13 protein-coding genes are annotated in these 13,371 nt (G+C 67.2%); 9 read left to right on the forward strand and 4 right to left on the reverse strand.

Going from position 1 to position 13,371, the window contains the following annotated elements; translation table 11 throughout:
- Window positions 1-20: 20 nt before the first annotated feature.
- Entirely contained in the window at window positions 21-989 is a 969-nt protein-coding gene (locus ASD05_RS11125) for a Bug family tripartite tricarboxylate transporter substrate binding protein (protein WP_056591800.1), read from the forward strand.
- Window positions 990-1,007: 18 nt separating this feature from the next.
- Here the strand turns inward: ASD05_RS11125 and ASD05_RS11130 are convergent, their stop codons facing one another.
- Entirely contained in the window at window positions 1,008-1,574 is a 567-nt protein-coding gene (locus ASD05_RS11130; RefSeq protein WP_056522422.1) for a LuxR C-terminal-related transcriptional regulator, read from the reverse strand.
- A 93-nt stretch (window positions 1,575-1,667) separates the two neighbouring features.
- Here ASD05_RS11130 and ASD05_RS11135 point away from each other — a divergent pair, with 93 nt between their 5' ends.
- From ASD05_RS11135 to ASD05_RS11145, 3 genes are all read left to right on the forward strand, one after another.
- Window positions 1,668-2,468, forward strand: coding sequence for a CoA transferase subunit A (locus tag ASD05_RS11135; RefSeq protein ID WP_056591803.1), 801 nt, complete (start codon window positions 1,668-1,670; stop codon window positions 2,466-2,468).
- A gap of 1 nt (window position 2,469) precedes the next feature.
- Window positions 2,470-3,108 carry a 3-oxoacid CoA-transferase subunit B gene (locus tag ASD05_RS11140; protein ID WP_007834518.1) on the forward strand — a complete coding sequence of 213 codons (639 nt, stop codon included), beginning with the start codon at window positions 2,470-2,472 and terminating at the stop codon, window positions 3,106-3,108.
- 75 nt (window positions 3,109-3,183) lie between these two features.
- Entirely contained in the window at window positions 3,184-4,578 is a 1,395-nt protein-coding gene (locus tag ASD05_RS11145; protein WP_056591807.1) for a CoA transferase, read from the forward strand.
- A gap of 33 nt (window positions 4,579-4,611) precedes the next feature.
- On the opposite strand, the gene ASD05_RS11150 is transcribed toward ASD05_RS11145, so the two are convergent.
- Entirely contained in the window at window positions 4,612-5,100 is a 489-nt protein-coding gene (locus tag ASD05_RS11150) for an Lrp/AsnC family transcriptional regulator (RefSeq protein ID WP_056591810.1), read from the reverse strand.
- 195 nt (window positions 5,101-5,295) lie between these two features.
- Here ASD05_RS11150 and ASD05_RS11155 point away from each other — a divergent pair, with 195 nt between their 5' ends.
- The 3 genes from ASD05_RS11155 to ASD05_RS11165 are packed head-to-tail and all read left to right on the forward strand — an operon-like array spanning window position 5,296 to window position 8,337.
- On the forward strand, window positions 5,296-6,495 hold the full coding sequence (locus ASD05_RS11155) for an aromatic amino acid transaminase (RefSeq protein ID WP_200955439.1): 1,200 nt from the start codon (window positions 5,296-5,298) through the stop codon (window positions 6,493-6,495).
- 20 nt (window positions 6,496-6,515) lie between these two features.
- Window positions 6,516-6,908, forward strand: coding sequence for a RidA family protein (locus ASD05_RS11160; RefSeq protein ID WP_056594263.1), 393 nt, complete (start codon window positions 6,516-6,518; stop codon window positions 6,906-6,908).
- A gap of 25 nt (window positions 6,909-6,933) precedes the next feature.
- Entirely contained in the window at window positions 6,934-8,337 is a 1,404-nt protein-coding gene (locus tag ASD05_RS11165; RefSeq protein WP_056594266.1) for an amino acid permease, read from the forward strand.
- On the opposite strand, the gene ASD05_RS11170 is transcribed toward ASD05_RS11165, so the two are convergent.
- On the reverse strand, window positions 8,334-9,500 hold the full coding sequence (locus tag ASD05_RS11170; protein WP_056591816.1) for a pyridoxal phosphate-dependent aminotransferase: 1,167 nt from the start codon (window positions 9,498-9,500) through the stop codon (window positions 8,334-8,336). The genes ASD05_RS11165 and ASD05_RS11170 overlap by 4 nt on opposite strands.
- 30 nt (window positions 9,501-9,530) lie before the next feature.
- Window positions 9,531-10,484, reverse strand: a complete 954-nt coding sequence (locus ASD05_RS11175; RefSeq protein ID WP_056591819.1) for a LysR family transcriptional regulator — start codon at window positions 10,482-10,484, stop codon at window positions 9,531-9,533.
- Between the two features lie 178 nt (window positions 10,485-10,662).
- Here ASD05_RS11175 and ASD05_RS11180 point away from each other — a divergent pair, with 178 nt between their 5' ends.
- Window positions 10,663-12,186: a CoA-acylating methylmalonate-semialdehyde dehydrogenase gene (locus ASD05_RS11180; protein ID WP_056591823.1), complete on the forward strand. Its 1,524-nt coding sequence runs from the start codon at window positions 10,663-10,665 to the stop codon at window positions 12,184-12,186.
- Window positions 12,187-12,198: 12 nt separating this feature from the next.
- Window positions 12,199-13,353, forward strand: a complete 1,155-nt coding sequence (locus tag ASD05_RS11185; protein ID WP_056591826.1) for an acyl-CoA dehydrogenase family protein — start codon at window positions 12,199-12,201, stop codon at window positions 13,351-13,353.
- Window positions 13,354-13,371: the final 18 nt, after the last annotated feature.

A 13,371-nucleotide genomic window follows, 5' to 3' on the forward strand; every position in this document is an offset into this window, starting at 1 on the left:
AAAACCACCGGAGACAAACCATGAAACCCATCCACCGCCTTCTCGCGGTCGGCCTTGCGCTGGGCGCTCTGACAGCTTCAGCCAGCGAAACCTGGCCCTCGAAACCGATCACCATGATCGTGCCGACCGCGCCGGCCGGCTCCACTGACATCATGGCGCGACTGGTCGGCGATCCGCTGCAGCGCGCACTGGGCCAGCCCGTGGTGGTCGACAACAAGCCCGGCGCCAGCGGCAACATCGGCACCGAGTTCGTGGCGCGCGCCGCGCCCGACGGCTACACGCTGCTGATGCAGTACTCGGGCTACCACGTCGGCAATCCCTCGCTCTACCCGAACATCCGGTGGAGCCCTACCAAGGACTTCGTGCCGGTGGCGATGGTGATGCGCGCGCCGCACGTCGTTGCGGTGAGTGGAAAGCTGCCGGTGAAGTCGATGAAGGAACTCATCGAGTACGGGAAGAAGAAGGAAGGCGGTCTCTTCTACGCCTCCTCGGGCAACGGCTCGATCCAGCACATCGCGGGCGAGCTGCTGTCGCGGCAGGCGAAGCAGGCGATGACGCACGTGCCCTACAAGGGCTCGGGACCGGCGATCAACGACCTGATCTCGGGCAACGTCGACATGTTCATCACCACGCCGCCCTCGGTCATCGGCCATTTCGCAGGCGGGCGCATCAAGCCGCTGGCGTACACGGGCAGCAAGCGGCATCCGTCGATGCCCGACGTGCCGACCTCGGCCGAGGCGGGGCTGCCGGGCTACGAGGTGGAGTCCTGGTTCGCGGTGTTCGCGCCGGCGAAGACGCCGCCGGAAGTCGTCAACAGGCTCAGCGCGGAACTCCGAAAGATCGTGGAGAGCGAAGCCTTCCGCAAGAAGGTGGACGAGCAGGGCGCCTTCGCAACCTACATGGACCCACCGACGCTCGCGAAATTCGTCGATCAGGAGCTGGCGACGTGGTCGAAGGTGATCAAGTCGGCGGACATCAAGCCCGATTGACGCGGACGGCCGGCAAACCTAGCCCGCGATCAGCTTCTGCACCAGCTCGGCAGTGGTCGCGGCTGCGTACTTGCGCATCAGCCGCGCCCGGTGCAGCTCCACCGTGCGGTGGCTGATGCCCAGCGCCTTGCCGATCTCCTTCGAGGTCAGCCCGCGCATCACCTGCGCCGCCACCTCGCGCTCGCGCGGCGTGAGCTCGGCTTTCACGGCGCGGCGCGAGCCCAGGTCCTCGAAGGTCCAGATGCCGGCCTCGTGCGGCGCGGCTCGGTTCAGCGCGTGGCCCGTGACGTGGCACCAGAAGGTCTCGCCGGCGATCGCGCCATGCAACCCGCCCAGCCGCCTCATCATGCGGTTGTCCGCGTAGTGCCCGCTGGCGTTCAGGAAGGGCTCCATGCGCTTGCCGATGCGCTCGAACTCGGCCACGCTCGGGTACAGGATGCTGAACGAATGCCCGACCAATGCGGAGGGCGTTGCGCCAAAAATCTCGCACACGCGAACGTTGCAGGCCACGATGGTGCGGTTGCTCGACACCACCATGCCGACGGGCGCGTGTTCAAAGGCCAGCCGGTAATCGATCTCGGGCATCGGGGGTCACCATTACGAAATACTACGTATGCGAGTAGGTAGTATCGTTCAGGGCTTTCCCACCTCTCTCCATTCACCCATCAAGGAGCCCGAGTGAACAAGATTTATCCCACCGCGGACGCGGCACTCAAGGGGGTCGTGGCCGACGGGCAGATGCTCGCGGTCGGCGGCTTCGGCCTGTGCGGCATTCCCGAAGCGCTGATCGACGCGCTGAAGGACTCCGGCGTGCAGAACCTCACCGTCGTGTCGAACAACGCGGGCGTCGACGGCTTCGGCCTCGGCAAGCTGCTGGAGACGCGCCAGATCAAGAAAATGATCGCGTCCTACGTCGGCGAGAACAAGGAGTTCGAGCGCCAGTACCTCGCGGGCGAACTGGCCCTCGAATTCACGCCCCAGGGCACGCTGGCCGAGAAGCTGCGCGCGGGCGGCGCGGGCATCCCGGCCTTCTTCACCAAGACCGGCGTGGGCACGCAGGTGGCCGAGGGCAAGGAGCTGCGCGAGTTCGACGGCGAAACCTACGTGATGGAACGCTCGCTGGTGCCCGACGTGGCACTCGTGAAGGCCCACGTGGCCGACAAGTCGGGCAACCTGCGCTTTCGCCTCACGGCGCGCAACTTCAACCCGGCCGCCGCCATGGCCGGCAAGATCTGCATCGTCGAGGTCGAGAAGATCGTCGAGGTGGGCGAGCTGGCTCCCGACGACATCCACCTGCCGGGCATCTACGTGCACCGCATCGTGCTCAACGCCAACCCCGAGAAGCGTATCGAGAAGCGCACCGTGAGCGCCTCGGTCGATGCCGTCGCCGCCAAGATCGAGGCCCAGACCGCCATCGCCCAGGCCGCCGCCGGCAGCGAAGTGCCAGCCAAGGTCGTCAACAAGAAAGAAGGAGCCTGAGATGCCCTGGACCCAAGACCAGATGGCGGCCCGCGCCGCGCAAGAACTCGAAGACGGCTTCTACGTCAACCTCGGCATCGGCATTCCGACGCTGGTGGCCAACCACACCGGCACCAAGGAAGTGTGGCTGCAGAGCGAGAACGGCATGCTCGGCATCGGCCCGTTCCCGACCGAGGACAACGTCGACGCCGACCTGATCAACGCTGGCAAGCAGACCGTCACCACGCTGCCCGGCTCGGCCATCTTCGGCAGCCATGACAGCTTCGCGATGATCCGCGGCGGCAAGATCAACCTGTCGATCCTCGGTGCCATGCAGGTGAGCGTGAAGGGCGACCTCGCCAACTGGATGATCCCCGGCAAGATGGTCAAGGGCATGGGCGGCGCGATGGACCTCGTGGCCGGCGTGAAGCGCGTGATCGTGCTGATGGAGCACGTGGCCAAGAAGAAGGACGGCACCGAGGACCTGAAGATCCTCGAACAGTGCACGCTGCCGCTGACCGGCGTGGCCGTGGTCGACCGCATCATCACCGACCTGGCCGTGATGGACGTCGTGCCCGAAGGCCTGAAGGTCGTCGAGCTGGCGCCGGGCGTGAGCTTCGATACGCTGCAGGCCAAGACGGGCGCGAAGCTGATCCAGTAACAAGGCTGCGAACGCAACGACGACGAAGGGCAGGGCCGCGCAAGCGGGCCCTGCTTTTTTTCCTGGAGAGACGGAATGAATGCAAGCGAAGTTCTGGGCGACATCTGGCAGCAGGCGGGCTTGCCCGCCGAAGCCTTGGTGTTTGCGCGATTGACGGGTGCCGACCCAGTGCTGCCGTCGTCCTTCGCGGTCGGCACAGCGGCGCAGAGCACCATCGCGGCGGCCGCGCTCGCGGCCTGCGAACTGGGGCACCGGCGCGGCACGGCGCGGCAGCAGGTCGGCGTCGACATGCAGCATGCGGCACTCGACTGCACCGGCTGGTTCAGCCTCGATGGCCGCGTGCCCGAGCTGTGGGACGCCTTCTCGGGCATGTACCGCTGCGCCGACGGCTGGGTGCGCATCCACGCGAACTTCAAGCACCACCGCGAAGGCGCGCTGCGCCTGATGCAGCTGGACCCGGCCACCGCCACCCGCGCCGACGCCGAGGCCGCGATGGCCGGCTGGCGCGCGGTCGATTTCGAAACGGCCGCCGCCGCGCAAGGCCTGGTGGCGACCGCGCTGCGCCGCTTCGACGAATGGGAGGCCTCGCCCCACGGGCAGGCGGTGGCGGCGCAACCGCTCTTCACCATCGAGCGCATCGGCGACGCACCGCCGCGCGCGCTGCCGCCGCTGCGGGGCGACCAGCGCCCGCTCGAAGGCCTGCGTGTGCTCGACCTCACGCGTATCCTCGCGGGACCGGTCGGCGGCCGCGCGCTCGCGGCCTATGGCGCCGACGTGATGCTGGTCAATTCGCCGCAACTGCCGAACATCGAAGCCATCGCCGACACCAGCCGTGGCAAGCTCTCGACGCACGTGGACCTGCGCACCGACGAAGGCCGCGCCGTGCTGCACGGCCTCGTCGCCGACGCACACGTCTTCGTGCAGGGCTACCGTCCCGGCGGCATCGCGGCGCTGGGCTTCGGCCCCGAGGCGCTGGCGCGCGAGCGGCCGGGCATCGTCTGCGTCTCGCTCACGGCCTACGGCACGCAGGGGCCGTGGGCTGATCGGCGCGGCTTCGATTCGCTGGTGCAGACCGCGATGGGCTTCAACCATGCCGAGGGCGAGGCTGCAGGCGACGGCAAGCCGCGCCCGATGCCGATGCAGATCCTCGATGAGGCCACCGGCTACCTGATCGCCTTCGGCGCCGCTGCGGCGCTCTGGCGCCAGCAGCGGGAAGGCGGCAGCTGGCATGTGCAGGTGTCGCTGGCGCAGACGGGGCAGTGGCTGCGCGGGCTGGGGCGCGTGCCGAATGGGCTGTCGATCGCGAGGCCCGATATCAAGCCGTACGTCGAGACCTCGGCTTCCGGCTTTGGTGAGCTGGCGGCGTTGCGCCACAGTGCGCAGCTCTCGCGAACGCCTGCGGCATGGCCACGGCCGTCGATGCCGCCGGGCAGCGATGCGCCAGTGTGGCCGGCCGTCACGACCGGGTAGGGCGCCGCGCATCGCTGGCCGGGGGGCGTGCGCCTATTCCCCGGCCTGCACTGGCGCGGGAATCGGCAGCCCCTCGAAGCCCTTGAATTCCTGGAGCGAGAAGCTTGTGCGCACCTGCCGCACGCCGGGCAGTCGATGCAGCCGGGTCTGCAGCAGCGTGGAGTAGTGGTCCAGGTCGCGTGCCACGACCACCAGCATGAAATCCTCGGGCCCGGAAATGCCGTGGAACATCACCACCTCGGGAATGGCGCGGACTGCCTCCTCGAACTCGGTGGAGCGGGCGTCGTTCTGGTGGTCGATGCCGATCATCACGAATGCCATGACCCCGTACCCCAGCGCGCGACGGCTGAGCCGGGCCTGGTAGCCGGCGATCAGCCCGCTTTCTTCCATGCGTTTGATGCGGCGCCAGCAGGGCGATTGCGACAGCTGCGTCATCTGTGCGAGCTCGCCCGTGGTGAGCCGTGCGTTGTCTTGCAACGCCTTCAACAGCTTCCGGTCGGTCAAATCGAGGTCGGTTTGCATAATTATTTCTCTGAATTGAAAAATTCGAATAAACATACCTCAAATGAAGGTATGTAGGGTTCAACACTACGTTATTTGTTGATTCGATGCATAGCATTGCGTGAAATTCAAAAAGCAAAACCGGTCACGGTCGCGCTTCTTCCTGCCCCCCCTCCAGAAGCTCCAGCCTCCACGACCATGTCCATGTCACCGCCCCTGTTCGCCCACGTTCCGTCCTATGCCGGCGACCCCATCCTGTCCCTGATGGAAGACTTCCAGAAAGATCCGCGGACGAACAAGGTCAGCCTCAGCATCGGCATCTACTTCGACGGCGCGGGCCGGCTGCCCGTCATGGAAGCCGTGCGCAAGGCCGAGACCGCATTGCTCGACGGCATCGGCCCGCGTCCTTACCTGCCGATCGAAGGCGTGGCGGACTACCGCCAGGCCGTGCAGCGCCTGCTCTTCGGTGCCGGGCACGAGGCCGTGGTCAGCGGCCGCATCGCCACGCTGCAGACCCTCGGCGGCTCGGGCGGGCTCAAGGTGGGAGCCGATTTCCTGCGCCGCTATTTCCCCGAGTCCCAGGTCTGGGTCAGCGACCCCACCTGGGAGAACCACCGCGCGCTGTTCGAAGGCGCGGGCCTGGCCGTCAACACCTACCCCTACTACGACCCGGCCACTGGAGGCCTGCGCTTCGCCGAGATGCTGGCCAGGCTCGAGACCCTGCCGCGCCACGGCATCGTGCTGCTGCACGCGAGCTGCCACAACCCGACCGGCGTCGACCTCTCGCCGGCCCAGTGGCAGGCGCTGATTCCGGTGCTGCGCGACCGCGGCCTGATCCCGTTCGTCGACATCGCCTACCAGGGCTTCGGCGACGGGTTGGACGAAGACGCCTTCGCGCTGCGCGCGCTCGCCGACGCGGGTCTGCAATTCTTCGTGGCCAATTCCTTCTCCAAGAACTTCTCGCTGTACGGCGAACGCTGCGGCGGCCTCAGCGTGGTGTGCGCCGACAGCGCCACGGCGCAGACGGTGCTTGGGCAGCTGAAAGCCACGGTGCGCGCCAACTACTCGACGCCGCCCACCCACGGGGCGCGCATCGTCGCCACGGTGCTGCGCAGCGCCGAGCTGTTCGCGCTGTGGACGCAGGAAACCGCGCAGATGCGCCAGCGCATCCGCGCCATGCGCGAGCGCCTGCACGCCGCGCTGGACGAAAGATTCCAGGGCCGGCGCAACTTCGACTACCTGCTCACGCAGCGCGGCATGTTCAGCTACACGGGCTTGAACGAAGCGCAGGTGACCCGCCTGCGCGACGAGCACGCGGTGTACCTGGTCCGCTCGGGCCGGATGTGCATCTCGGGCCTGACCGACGGCAACGTCGATCACGTGGCGGCGTCCATGGCCGCCGTGCTGGGCCGATGACGCACCCGGCGAGGAATGCCATGAAAGAGATCATCGACGTCGGCCTGCCTGCGCTGAGCCAGCCGTTTTCCTGGGCCGTGAAATCGGCTGGCCTGCTGTTCACCGCGCACGGCCCCGTGCGCTCCGACGGCAGCATCGACACCGGCGCCATCGACGATCAGGCTCGCCTGACCTTCGCCAACCTGCGCCGCGCGCTACATGCTGCCGGCGGCACGCTGCACGACGTGACCCAGGTGCTGATCTACATGACCGATGTGCAGGACATGAAGGCCATCGACGCGGTCTATCGCGAGTTCTTCGAGGCGCCTTACCCCAACCGGTCGAGCATGGGCGTCAACGGCCTCGTGGTGCCCGGCATGAAGCTCGAGATCGTGGCCTACGCCGTGATCCCCGAGCCTTCTGCATCCGCATGACTTTCCAAAATACGAGGAGATGACGATGTCCAGCAGCTTTCAGGAAATATCGAACAGGGAAAAGGGCCTGCAGAAGGAGCTTTCCGCTGGCCAGATGGCGATGATCGCGATCGGCGGCGCCATCGGCACTGGCCTGTTCCTCGGCAGCGGTTTCGCCATCGGCCTGGCCGGCCCCAGCGTGCTCGTGAGCTACGCGATCGGCGGCCTCATCGCGCTGCTGCTGATGGGCTGCCTCGCCGAGATGACCGTGGCGCATCCCACCTCGGGCTCGTTCGGCGCCTACGCCGAGCACTACATCGGCCCGTGGGCAGGCTTCATCGTGCGCTACGTCTATTGGGCCTGCGTGGTGCTGGCAGTGGGCACCGAGGTCACGGCCATCGGCGTGTACATGGCGTACTGGTTTCCCGGCTCGCCGCAGTGGCTCTGGGTGGTGCTGTTCTCGGCGCTGCTGATCATGGTCAACGCCATGAGCGTGAAGGCCTTCGGCTTCGTCGAGTACTGGTTCTCGATGGTCAAGATCGTGGCCATCGTGCTGTTCATCCTGATCGGTGCCTACGTGGTGTTCGGCTCGCGTCCCGCAGGCATCGGCCTGGACAACTACGCCGTGCAGGGCGGCTTCTTTCCCAAGGGCCTGTGGGGCACCTGGGTGGCGGTCGTGGTCGCCATCTTCAGCTACATGAGCGTTGAGACCATCGCCGTCGCCGCCGGCGAGGCCAAGGACCCGGAGCGCGCGGTGACCGGTGCCTTCCGCGCCACCATGCTGCGCCTGGCGGTGTTCTACCTCGCATCGATCGCGCTGATGCTGGCCATCGTGCCGTGGAACGCCACCAACGCCGACAAGAGCCCGTTCGTGAAGGTGATGGAAATCATCGGCATTCCCGGCGCCGCAGCGGTGATCAACTTCGTGGTGCTGATCGCCGCGCTGTCGGCTATGAACAGCCTGCTCTACATCGCCACGCGCATGATGTTCAGCCTGTCGCGCGCCGGTTATGCGCCCAGGCGCTTCGGCCGCATCCGCGGCAACGGCGTGCCGATCGACGCGCTGGCGATCTCCTGTGCCGGCATTGCCATCGCCACCGTGCTGAGCGTCGTCGCGCCCGAGCAGTCGTTCGCGCTGATGATGGCCATCGCCATGTTCGGCGGCCTGTTCACCTGGTTCATGATCTTCACGACCCACTGGTTCTTTCGCCGCCGCTGGGTGAAGGAAGGGCGTCCCGGCCCGGGCTTCCGCATGTGGGGCTTTCCGTGGCTCACGCTGCTGGGCGCGGGGCTGGTGCTGGCGATCTTGGTCACCACATACTTCACGCCGATGTTCAGGCTGACGCTGCTGGTGGGCCTTCCGTTCCTGGCCGTCCTGGTGGCGGTGTACCTGGTCTGGTACCGCCCGCTTTCCGGCGGTGCGGCGCTGCCGGCCCGCGCACGCCGCTAGGCTTCCAGCGCGGCGCGCACCTTCTCGCCCAGTCCGCGCAGCCGTTCGACCGGCTCGTTGGAAAACACGAAGCGCAGGTACTGCGCGCCATGCGTTTCGCCCCAGCCCTTCATCGCGGTGGCGCACACGCGATGCTTCAGCAGACGCTCCGACAGCGTCTGCCCGTCGATGCCGAAGTCGCTCGCACGCAGCAGCAACGACCAGCCGCCCGCGGGCACGCCGACCGGCAGTCCCTTGAGTTCATCGAGCACCGTGTCGCGACGCCGCTCCAGCTCGCCCACATACGGCGCGAGCGTGTGCGCCGATTGCGCCAGCGCCGTGGCCACCGCGTCCTGCGCAATGCCCACGGGTACCACCACGTTCGCGAGCGACACGGCCACGAGGTCCGGCATGTAGCTCTCGGGTGCCACGGTCCAGCCCACGCGCCAGCCGATCATGCGCAGCTCCTTGGCCGATGAACCCACCGTGATCGTGCGTTCGGCCATGCCGGGCAGGCCCGCGGGGTGGATGACCTCGCGGCCGTCGTACAGCAGGCGTTCCATGGCGGTGTCGAGGATCAGCGTCAGGTCGTGCCGCACGCACAGCGCGGCGATGGTGCGCCAGTCGTCCGCGTCGAAGTACCCGCCCGTCGGCATCGACGGCGACATCAGCAGCATCACGCGCACGCGGGGGCCGATGGCCGTTTGCAGCGCGGCGCGGTCCAGCTTCCATTCGCCGCCGGGGTTGAATGCAAAGGGCACGTACTTCGGCGTGCCGCCGGCGAGCCGGATGCGGTTGAGCAGGCCGGCGTAGGTCGGATCGGTCACCAGCACTTCGTCGCCCACCTCGACGGTTGCGAGCAGCGCGTTGAGGATGCCCGAGAGCCCGCCGGCCGAGATCACGCAGTTGCGTGCGTCGTAAGCAACGCCCGAGAGCGCCGACACATGCCGCGCCGCGATCTCGCGCAACCGGGACTGGCCGACGAATGGGAGGTAGCTGTTGTCGGCGTCTTCCGTGGCGGCACGCACGGTGCGCGCGATGGCTTCGGGGTCGGGCGGGATGTCGACGTCGAGGTTTTCCAGCCGCAGGAACGGTGGGCCGTCCGCGTCGTCGGCAATCGCGCCCATGCGGTCGACGCCGATGCCTGCGATGTGTTCGAGCCGTGCGGGGCGGTGGCGTGGCATGGGGCGAATCTCCGTGTCGGGGTTGGCTTGCTACGGGGCCGGCCTGCGCGAACGGGCCGGCCGCTGCTGCGACGCGCCATTCTCATCGCCGGGCGGGGCCAGGAGCAACAGCGCCTGCCGGGCCTGCGCCGTCTCGCGCAGGAAGCTCCACACCGCCTGCATACGTGCCAGGTGCTTGGTTTCCTCCGGCATCGACATCCAGAAGGTGCGCGTGAAGTTCGCCTGCCCCGGCAGCACGGGCCGCAGCGCGCTGTCGTTCTCGGCGATGAAGGCCGGCAGCACCGCGATGCCCGCGCCCGCCGCCACCGCACTGTGCTGCGCGAGCACGCTGGTGCTGCGCAGCGCGAAGCTGTCGGGGCGGTGCAGTTCGTCGAGGTACTGCAACTCCTTGCTGAACAGCAGGTCGTCCACGTAGCTGATGAAGGTGTGGCCGCGGAGGTCTTCGCGCGTCCTGATGGGCTTGTGCGCTGCCAGGTACTTCTTCGACGCATAGAGCCGCAGCGTGTAGTCGGTGAGCTTGGTGACGACCACCGGCCCGCGCGCCGGCCGTTCGAGCGAGATCACGATGTCGGCCTCGCGCCGCGACAGGTGCACGAGCCGCGGCATCGCGAGCAGGTCGATGGTGAGCTTCGGATGCTGCAGCGCGAACAGCGCGAGCTGCGGTGCCAGCACCACGGTGCCGAAGCCTTCGGTGGCGCCTATGCGCACCAGCCCCGACAGGCCTTCCTGCGAGGCCGGCGCGGTGCTCTCCACGGCCTGGAACGCGCTCTCCATCGCCTCGACCTGCGGCTGCAGCCGGCGGCCCGCTTCGGTGAGCCGGTGGCCGCCTGCCTCGCGCGAGAACAGCGGGGCGCCGACTTCCTTCTCCAGCGCCTGGATGCGGCGCGCGACCGTGGTGTGGTCGACCTCGAGGCGGCGCGCGGCGCTCATCAGCGTCCCGGAGCGGGCGAGTTCGAGGAAGTAGCGCAGGTTGTCCCAGTCCATGTGTGTTCGGGTTCTCGATGGAGGTTCGCATCCTCTGCGTCCTTTTCCGCATTCTGCATTTATGCAAAACCAAGGCGCAAATTTGTCTATTGTCATGGCAAATATGCAAAGCTAGGATGCACGCTGTACCGGCCCCCGACCGGCATCGCCTTCCCGAGATTCACAGGAGACAAACCCCATGGACGCCACCACCACCCCCTCGACGAAAGTCGCCACCGTCAAGCTGCTGATCGGCGGCAAGCTCGTCGAATCGAAAACCACCGAATGGCGCGATGTCGTCAACCCGGCCACGCAGCAGGTGCTGGCCCGTGTGCCCTTCGCCACGCAAGCCGAGCTCGACGCCGCCGTGGCCTCCGCCAAGGAAGCCTTCAAGACCTGGCGCAAGACCCCCATCGGCGCGCGCGCCCGCATCTTCCTGAAGCTGCAGCAGCTCATCCGCGAGAACATGGGCGAGCTGGCCGCCATCCTCACGGCCGAGCAGGGCAAGACGCTGCCAGATGCGGAGGGGGATGTGTTCCGCGGCCTCGAAGTGGTCGAGCATGCATCGAACATCGGCAACCTGCAGCTCGGCGAGCTGGCCAACAACGTGGCCAACGGCGTCGACACCTACACGCTGCTGCAGCCGCTGGGCGTGTGCGCCGGCATCACGCCTTTCAACTTCCCGGCCATGATCCCGCTGTGGATGTTCCCGATGGCCATCGTCACCGGCAACACCTTCGTGCTGAAGCCTTCCGAGCAGGACCCGATGGTCACCATGCGCCTGTGCGAACTGGCACTCGAAGCCGGCATTCCGCCCGGCGTGCTGAACGTGGTGCATGGCGGCGAAGCGGTGGTCAACGGCATCTGCGACCACAAGGACATCAAGGCGATCAGCTTCGTCGGTTCGACCAAGGTCGGCACGCATGTCTACAACCGCGCCACGCTGGCTGGCAAGCGCGCCCAATGCATGATGGGTGCGAAGAACCACGCCATCGTGATGCCCGACGCGAACAAGGAGCAGACGCTCAACGCACTGGCTGGCGCCAGCTTCGGTGCAGCCGGCCAGCGCTGCATGGCCGTGTCGGTCGCGGTGCTGGTGGGCGAGGCGCGCAACTGGGTGCCCGAACTCATCGAGAAGGCCAGGACGCTGAAGATCGGCGCGGGCACCGAAAAGGGCGTGGACGTGGGGCCTCTGGTGTCCTGCGCTGCCTACGACCGCGTGAACGGGCTCATCGAGCGCGGCGAGGCCGATGGCGCCAAGCTCGTGCTCGACGGCCGCAAGCCCACGGTGCCCGGCTACGAGAAGGGCAACTTCGTCGGCCCGACGATCTTCACCGGTGTGAAGCCCGGCATGACGATCTATGACCAGGAAGTGTTCGGCCCGGTGCTGTGCATTGCCGACGCCGAGGACATCGACGAAGCCATCGAGCTGATCAACAGCAATCCGAACGGCAACGGCACGGCGATCTTCACGCAGTCGGGTGCGGCCGCCCGCCGGTTCCAGGAAGACATCGACGTGGGCCAGGTCGGCATCAACGTGCCGATTCCGGTGCCGGTCCCGATGTTCTCGTTCACCGGCTCGCGCGCCTCGAAGCTCGGCGACCTGGGGCCGTACGGCAAGCAGGTCATCATGTTCTACACGCAGACCAAGACCGTGACCGCACGCTGGTTCGACGACAGCACCGTCTCGCACGGCGTCAACACCACGATCAGTCTCAAGTAAGAAGTCCGTCGGATGGACTTCGAACTTTCCGAAGAGCAGCGCGCTTTCGCGCAAAGCGCGCGCGACTTTGCGCAGGCCGAGTTCGCGCCGCATGCGGCGCAGTGGGACGCGGAGGCCGTCTTCCCGAAGGAGGCCATCGCCAAGGCCGGCGAGCTGGGCTTCTGCGGGCTCTATGCGCCCGAGCGCATCGGCGGCCTCGGGCTGCCGCGGCTCGATGCGGCGCTGGTGTTCGAGGAGATGGCCGCGGTCGATCCCTCGACCACGGCCTTCATCACGATCCACAACATGGCGACGTGGATGCTCGGCACCTGGGCCACCGATGCGGTGGCGCAGCAGTGGGGCGAAGAGCTCACGAGCGGGCGCAAGCTCGCTTCGTACTGCCTGACCGAACCGGGCGCGGGCTCCGATGCGGGTTCGCTCAAGACGCGCGCCGAGTTGCAGGGCGTCGAGTACGTCATCAACGGCGGCAAGGCCTTCATCTCGGGCGCCGGCTCGACCGATGTGCTGGTGCTGATGGCGCGCACGGGCGGCGCGGGCGCGAGCGGTATCTCGGCCTTCGCGGTGCCGGCCGACGCGCCCGGCGTCAGCTACGGCAAGAAGGAGCACAAGATGGGCTGGAACAGCCAGCCCACGCGAAGCATCAATTTCGACAACGTGCGCATTCCCGCGCAGAACCTGCTGGGCAAGGAGGGTGAGGGCTTTCGCATTGCCATGAAGGGGCTCGACGGCGGGCGCATCAACATCGCGACCTGCTCGGTGGGCGCGGCGCAGGGCGCGCTCGACGCGGCCCGCCGCTACCTGCACGAGCGCCAGCAGTTCGGCAAGCCGCTCGCGAGCTTCCAGGCGCTGCAGTTCAAGCTGGCAGACATGGCGACCGAGCTGGTGGCGGCGCGGCAGATGGTGCGGCTGGCGGCATCGAAGCTCGACGCCGGACATGCCGACGCCAGCACCTATTGCGCGATGGCCAAGCGCTTTGCGACCGATGCGGGCTTCAACGTCTGCAACGACGCGCTGCAGCTGCACGGCGGCTATGGCTACCTGAGCGAGTTTCCGCTGGAGCGGCTGGTGCGCGACGCGCGCGTGCACCAGATCCTCGAAGGCACCAACGAGATCATGCGTGTGATCGTTGCGCGAAAATTGCTGGAGGGCGACAGCGATATCCGCTGAAGTTCCGCATCCAGAACC

Origin of the sequence: Variovorax sp. Root434 (assembly GCF_001426595.1) — a bacterium.
GTDB lineage: Bacteria > Pseudomonadota > Gammaproteobacteria > Burkholderiales > Burkholderiaceae_C > Variovorax.

Coding starts and splice junctions, on each gene's coding strand:
- ASD05_RS11125 (WP_056591800.1), top strand. CDS start 21: ATGAAACCCATCCACCGCCTTCTCGCGGTCGGCCTTGCGCTGGGCGCT.
- ASD05_RS11130 (WP_056522422.1), bottom strand. CDS start 1,574: ATGCCCGAGATCGATTACCGGCTGGCCTTTGAACACGCGCCCGTCGGC.
- ASD05_RS11140 (WP_007834518.1), top strand. CDS start 2,470: ATGCCCTGGACCCAAGACCAGATGGCGGCCCGCGCCGCGCAAGAACTC.
- ASD05_RS11145 (WP_056591807.1), top strand. CDS start 3,184: ATGAATGCAAGCGAAGTTCTGGGCGACATCTGGCAGCAGGCGGGCTTG.
- ASD05_RS11150 (WP_056591810.1), bottom strand. CDS start 5,100: ATGCAAACCGACCTCGATTTGACCGACCGGAAGCTGTTGAAGGCGTTG.
- ASD05_RS11160 (WP_056594263.1), top strand. CDS start 6,516: ATGAAAGAGATCATCGACGTCGGCCTGCCTGCGCTGAGCCAGCCGTTT.
- ASD05_RS11165 (WP_056594266.1), top strand. CDS start 6,934: ATGTCCAGCAGCTTTCAGGAAATATCGAACAGGGAAAAGGGCCTGCAG.
- ASD05_RS11170 (WP_056591816.1), bottom strand. CDS start 9,500: ATGCCACGCCACCGCCCCGCACGGCTCGAACACATCGCAGGCATCGGC.
- ASD05_RS11175 (WP_056591819.1), bottom strand. CDS start 10,484: ATGGACTGGGACAACCTGCGCTACTTCCTCGAACTCGCCCGCTCCGGG.
- ASD05_RS11180 (WP_056591823.1), top strand. CDS start 10,663: ATGGACGCCACCACCACCCCCTCGACGAAAGTCGCCACCGTCAAGCTG.
- ASD05_RS11185 (WP_056591826.1), top strand. CDS start 12,199: ATGGACTTCGAACTTTCCGAAGAGCAGCGCGCTTTCGCGCAAAGCGCG.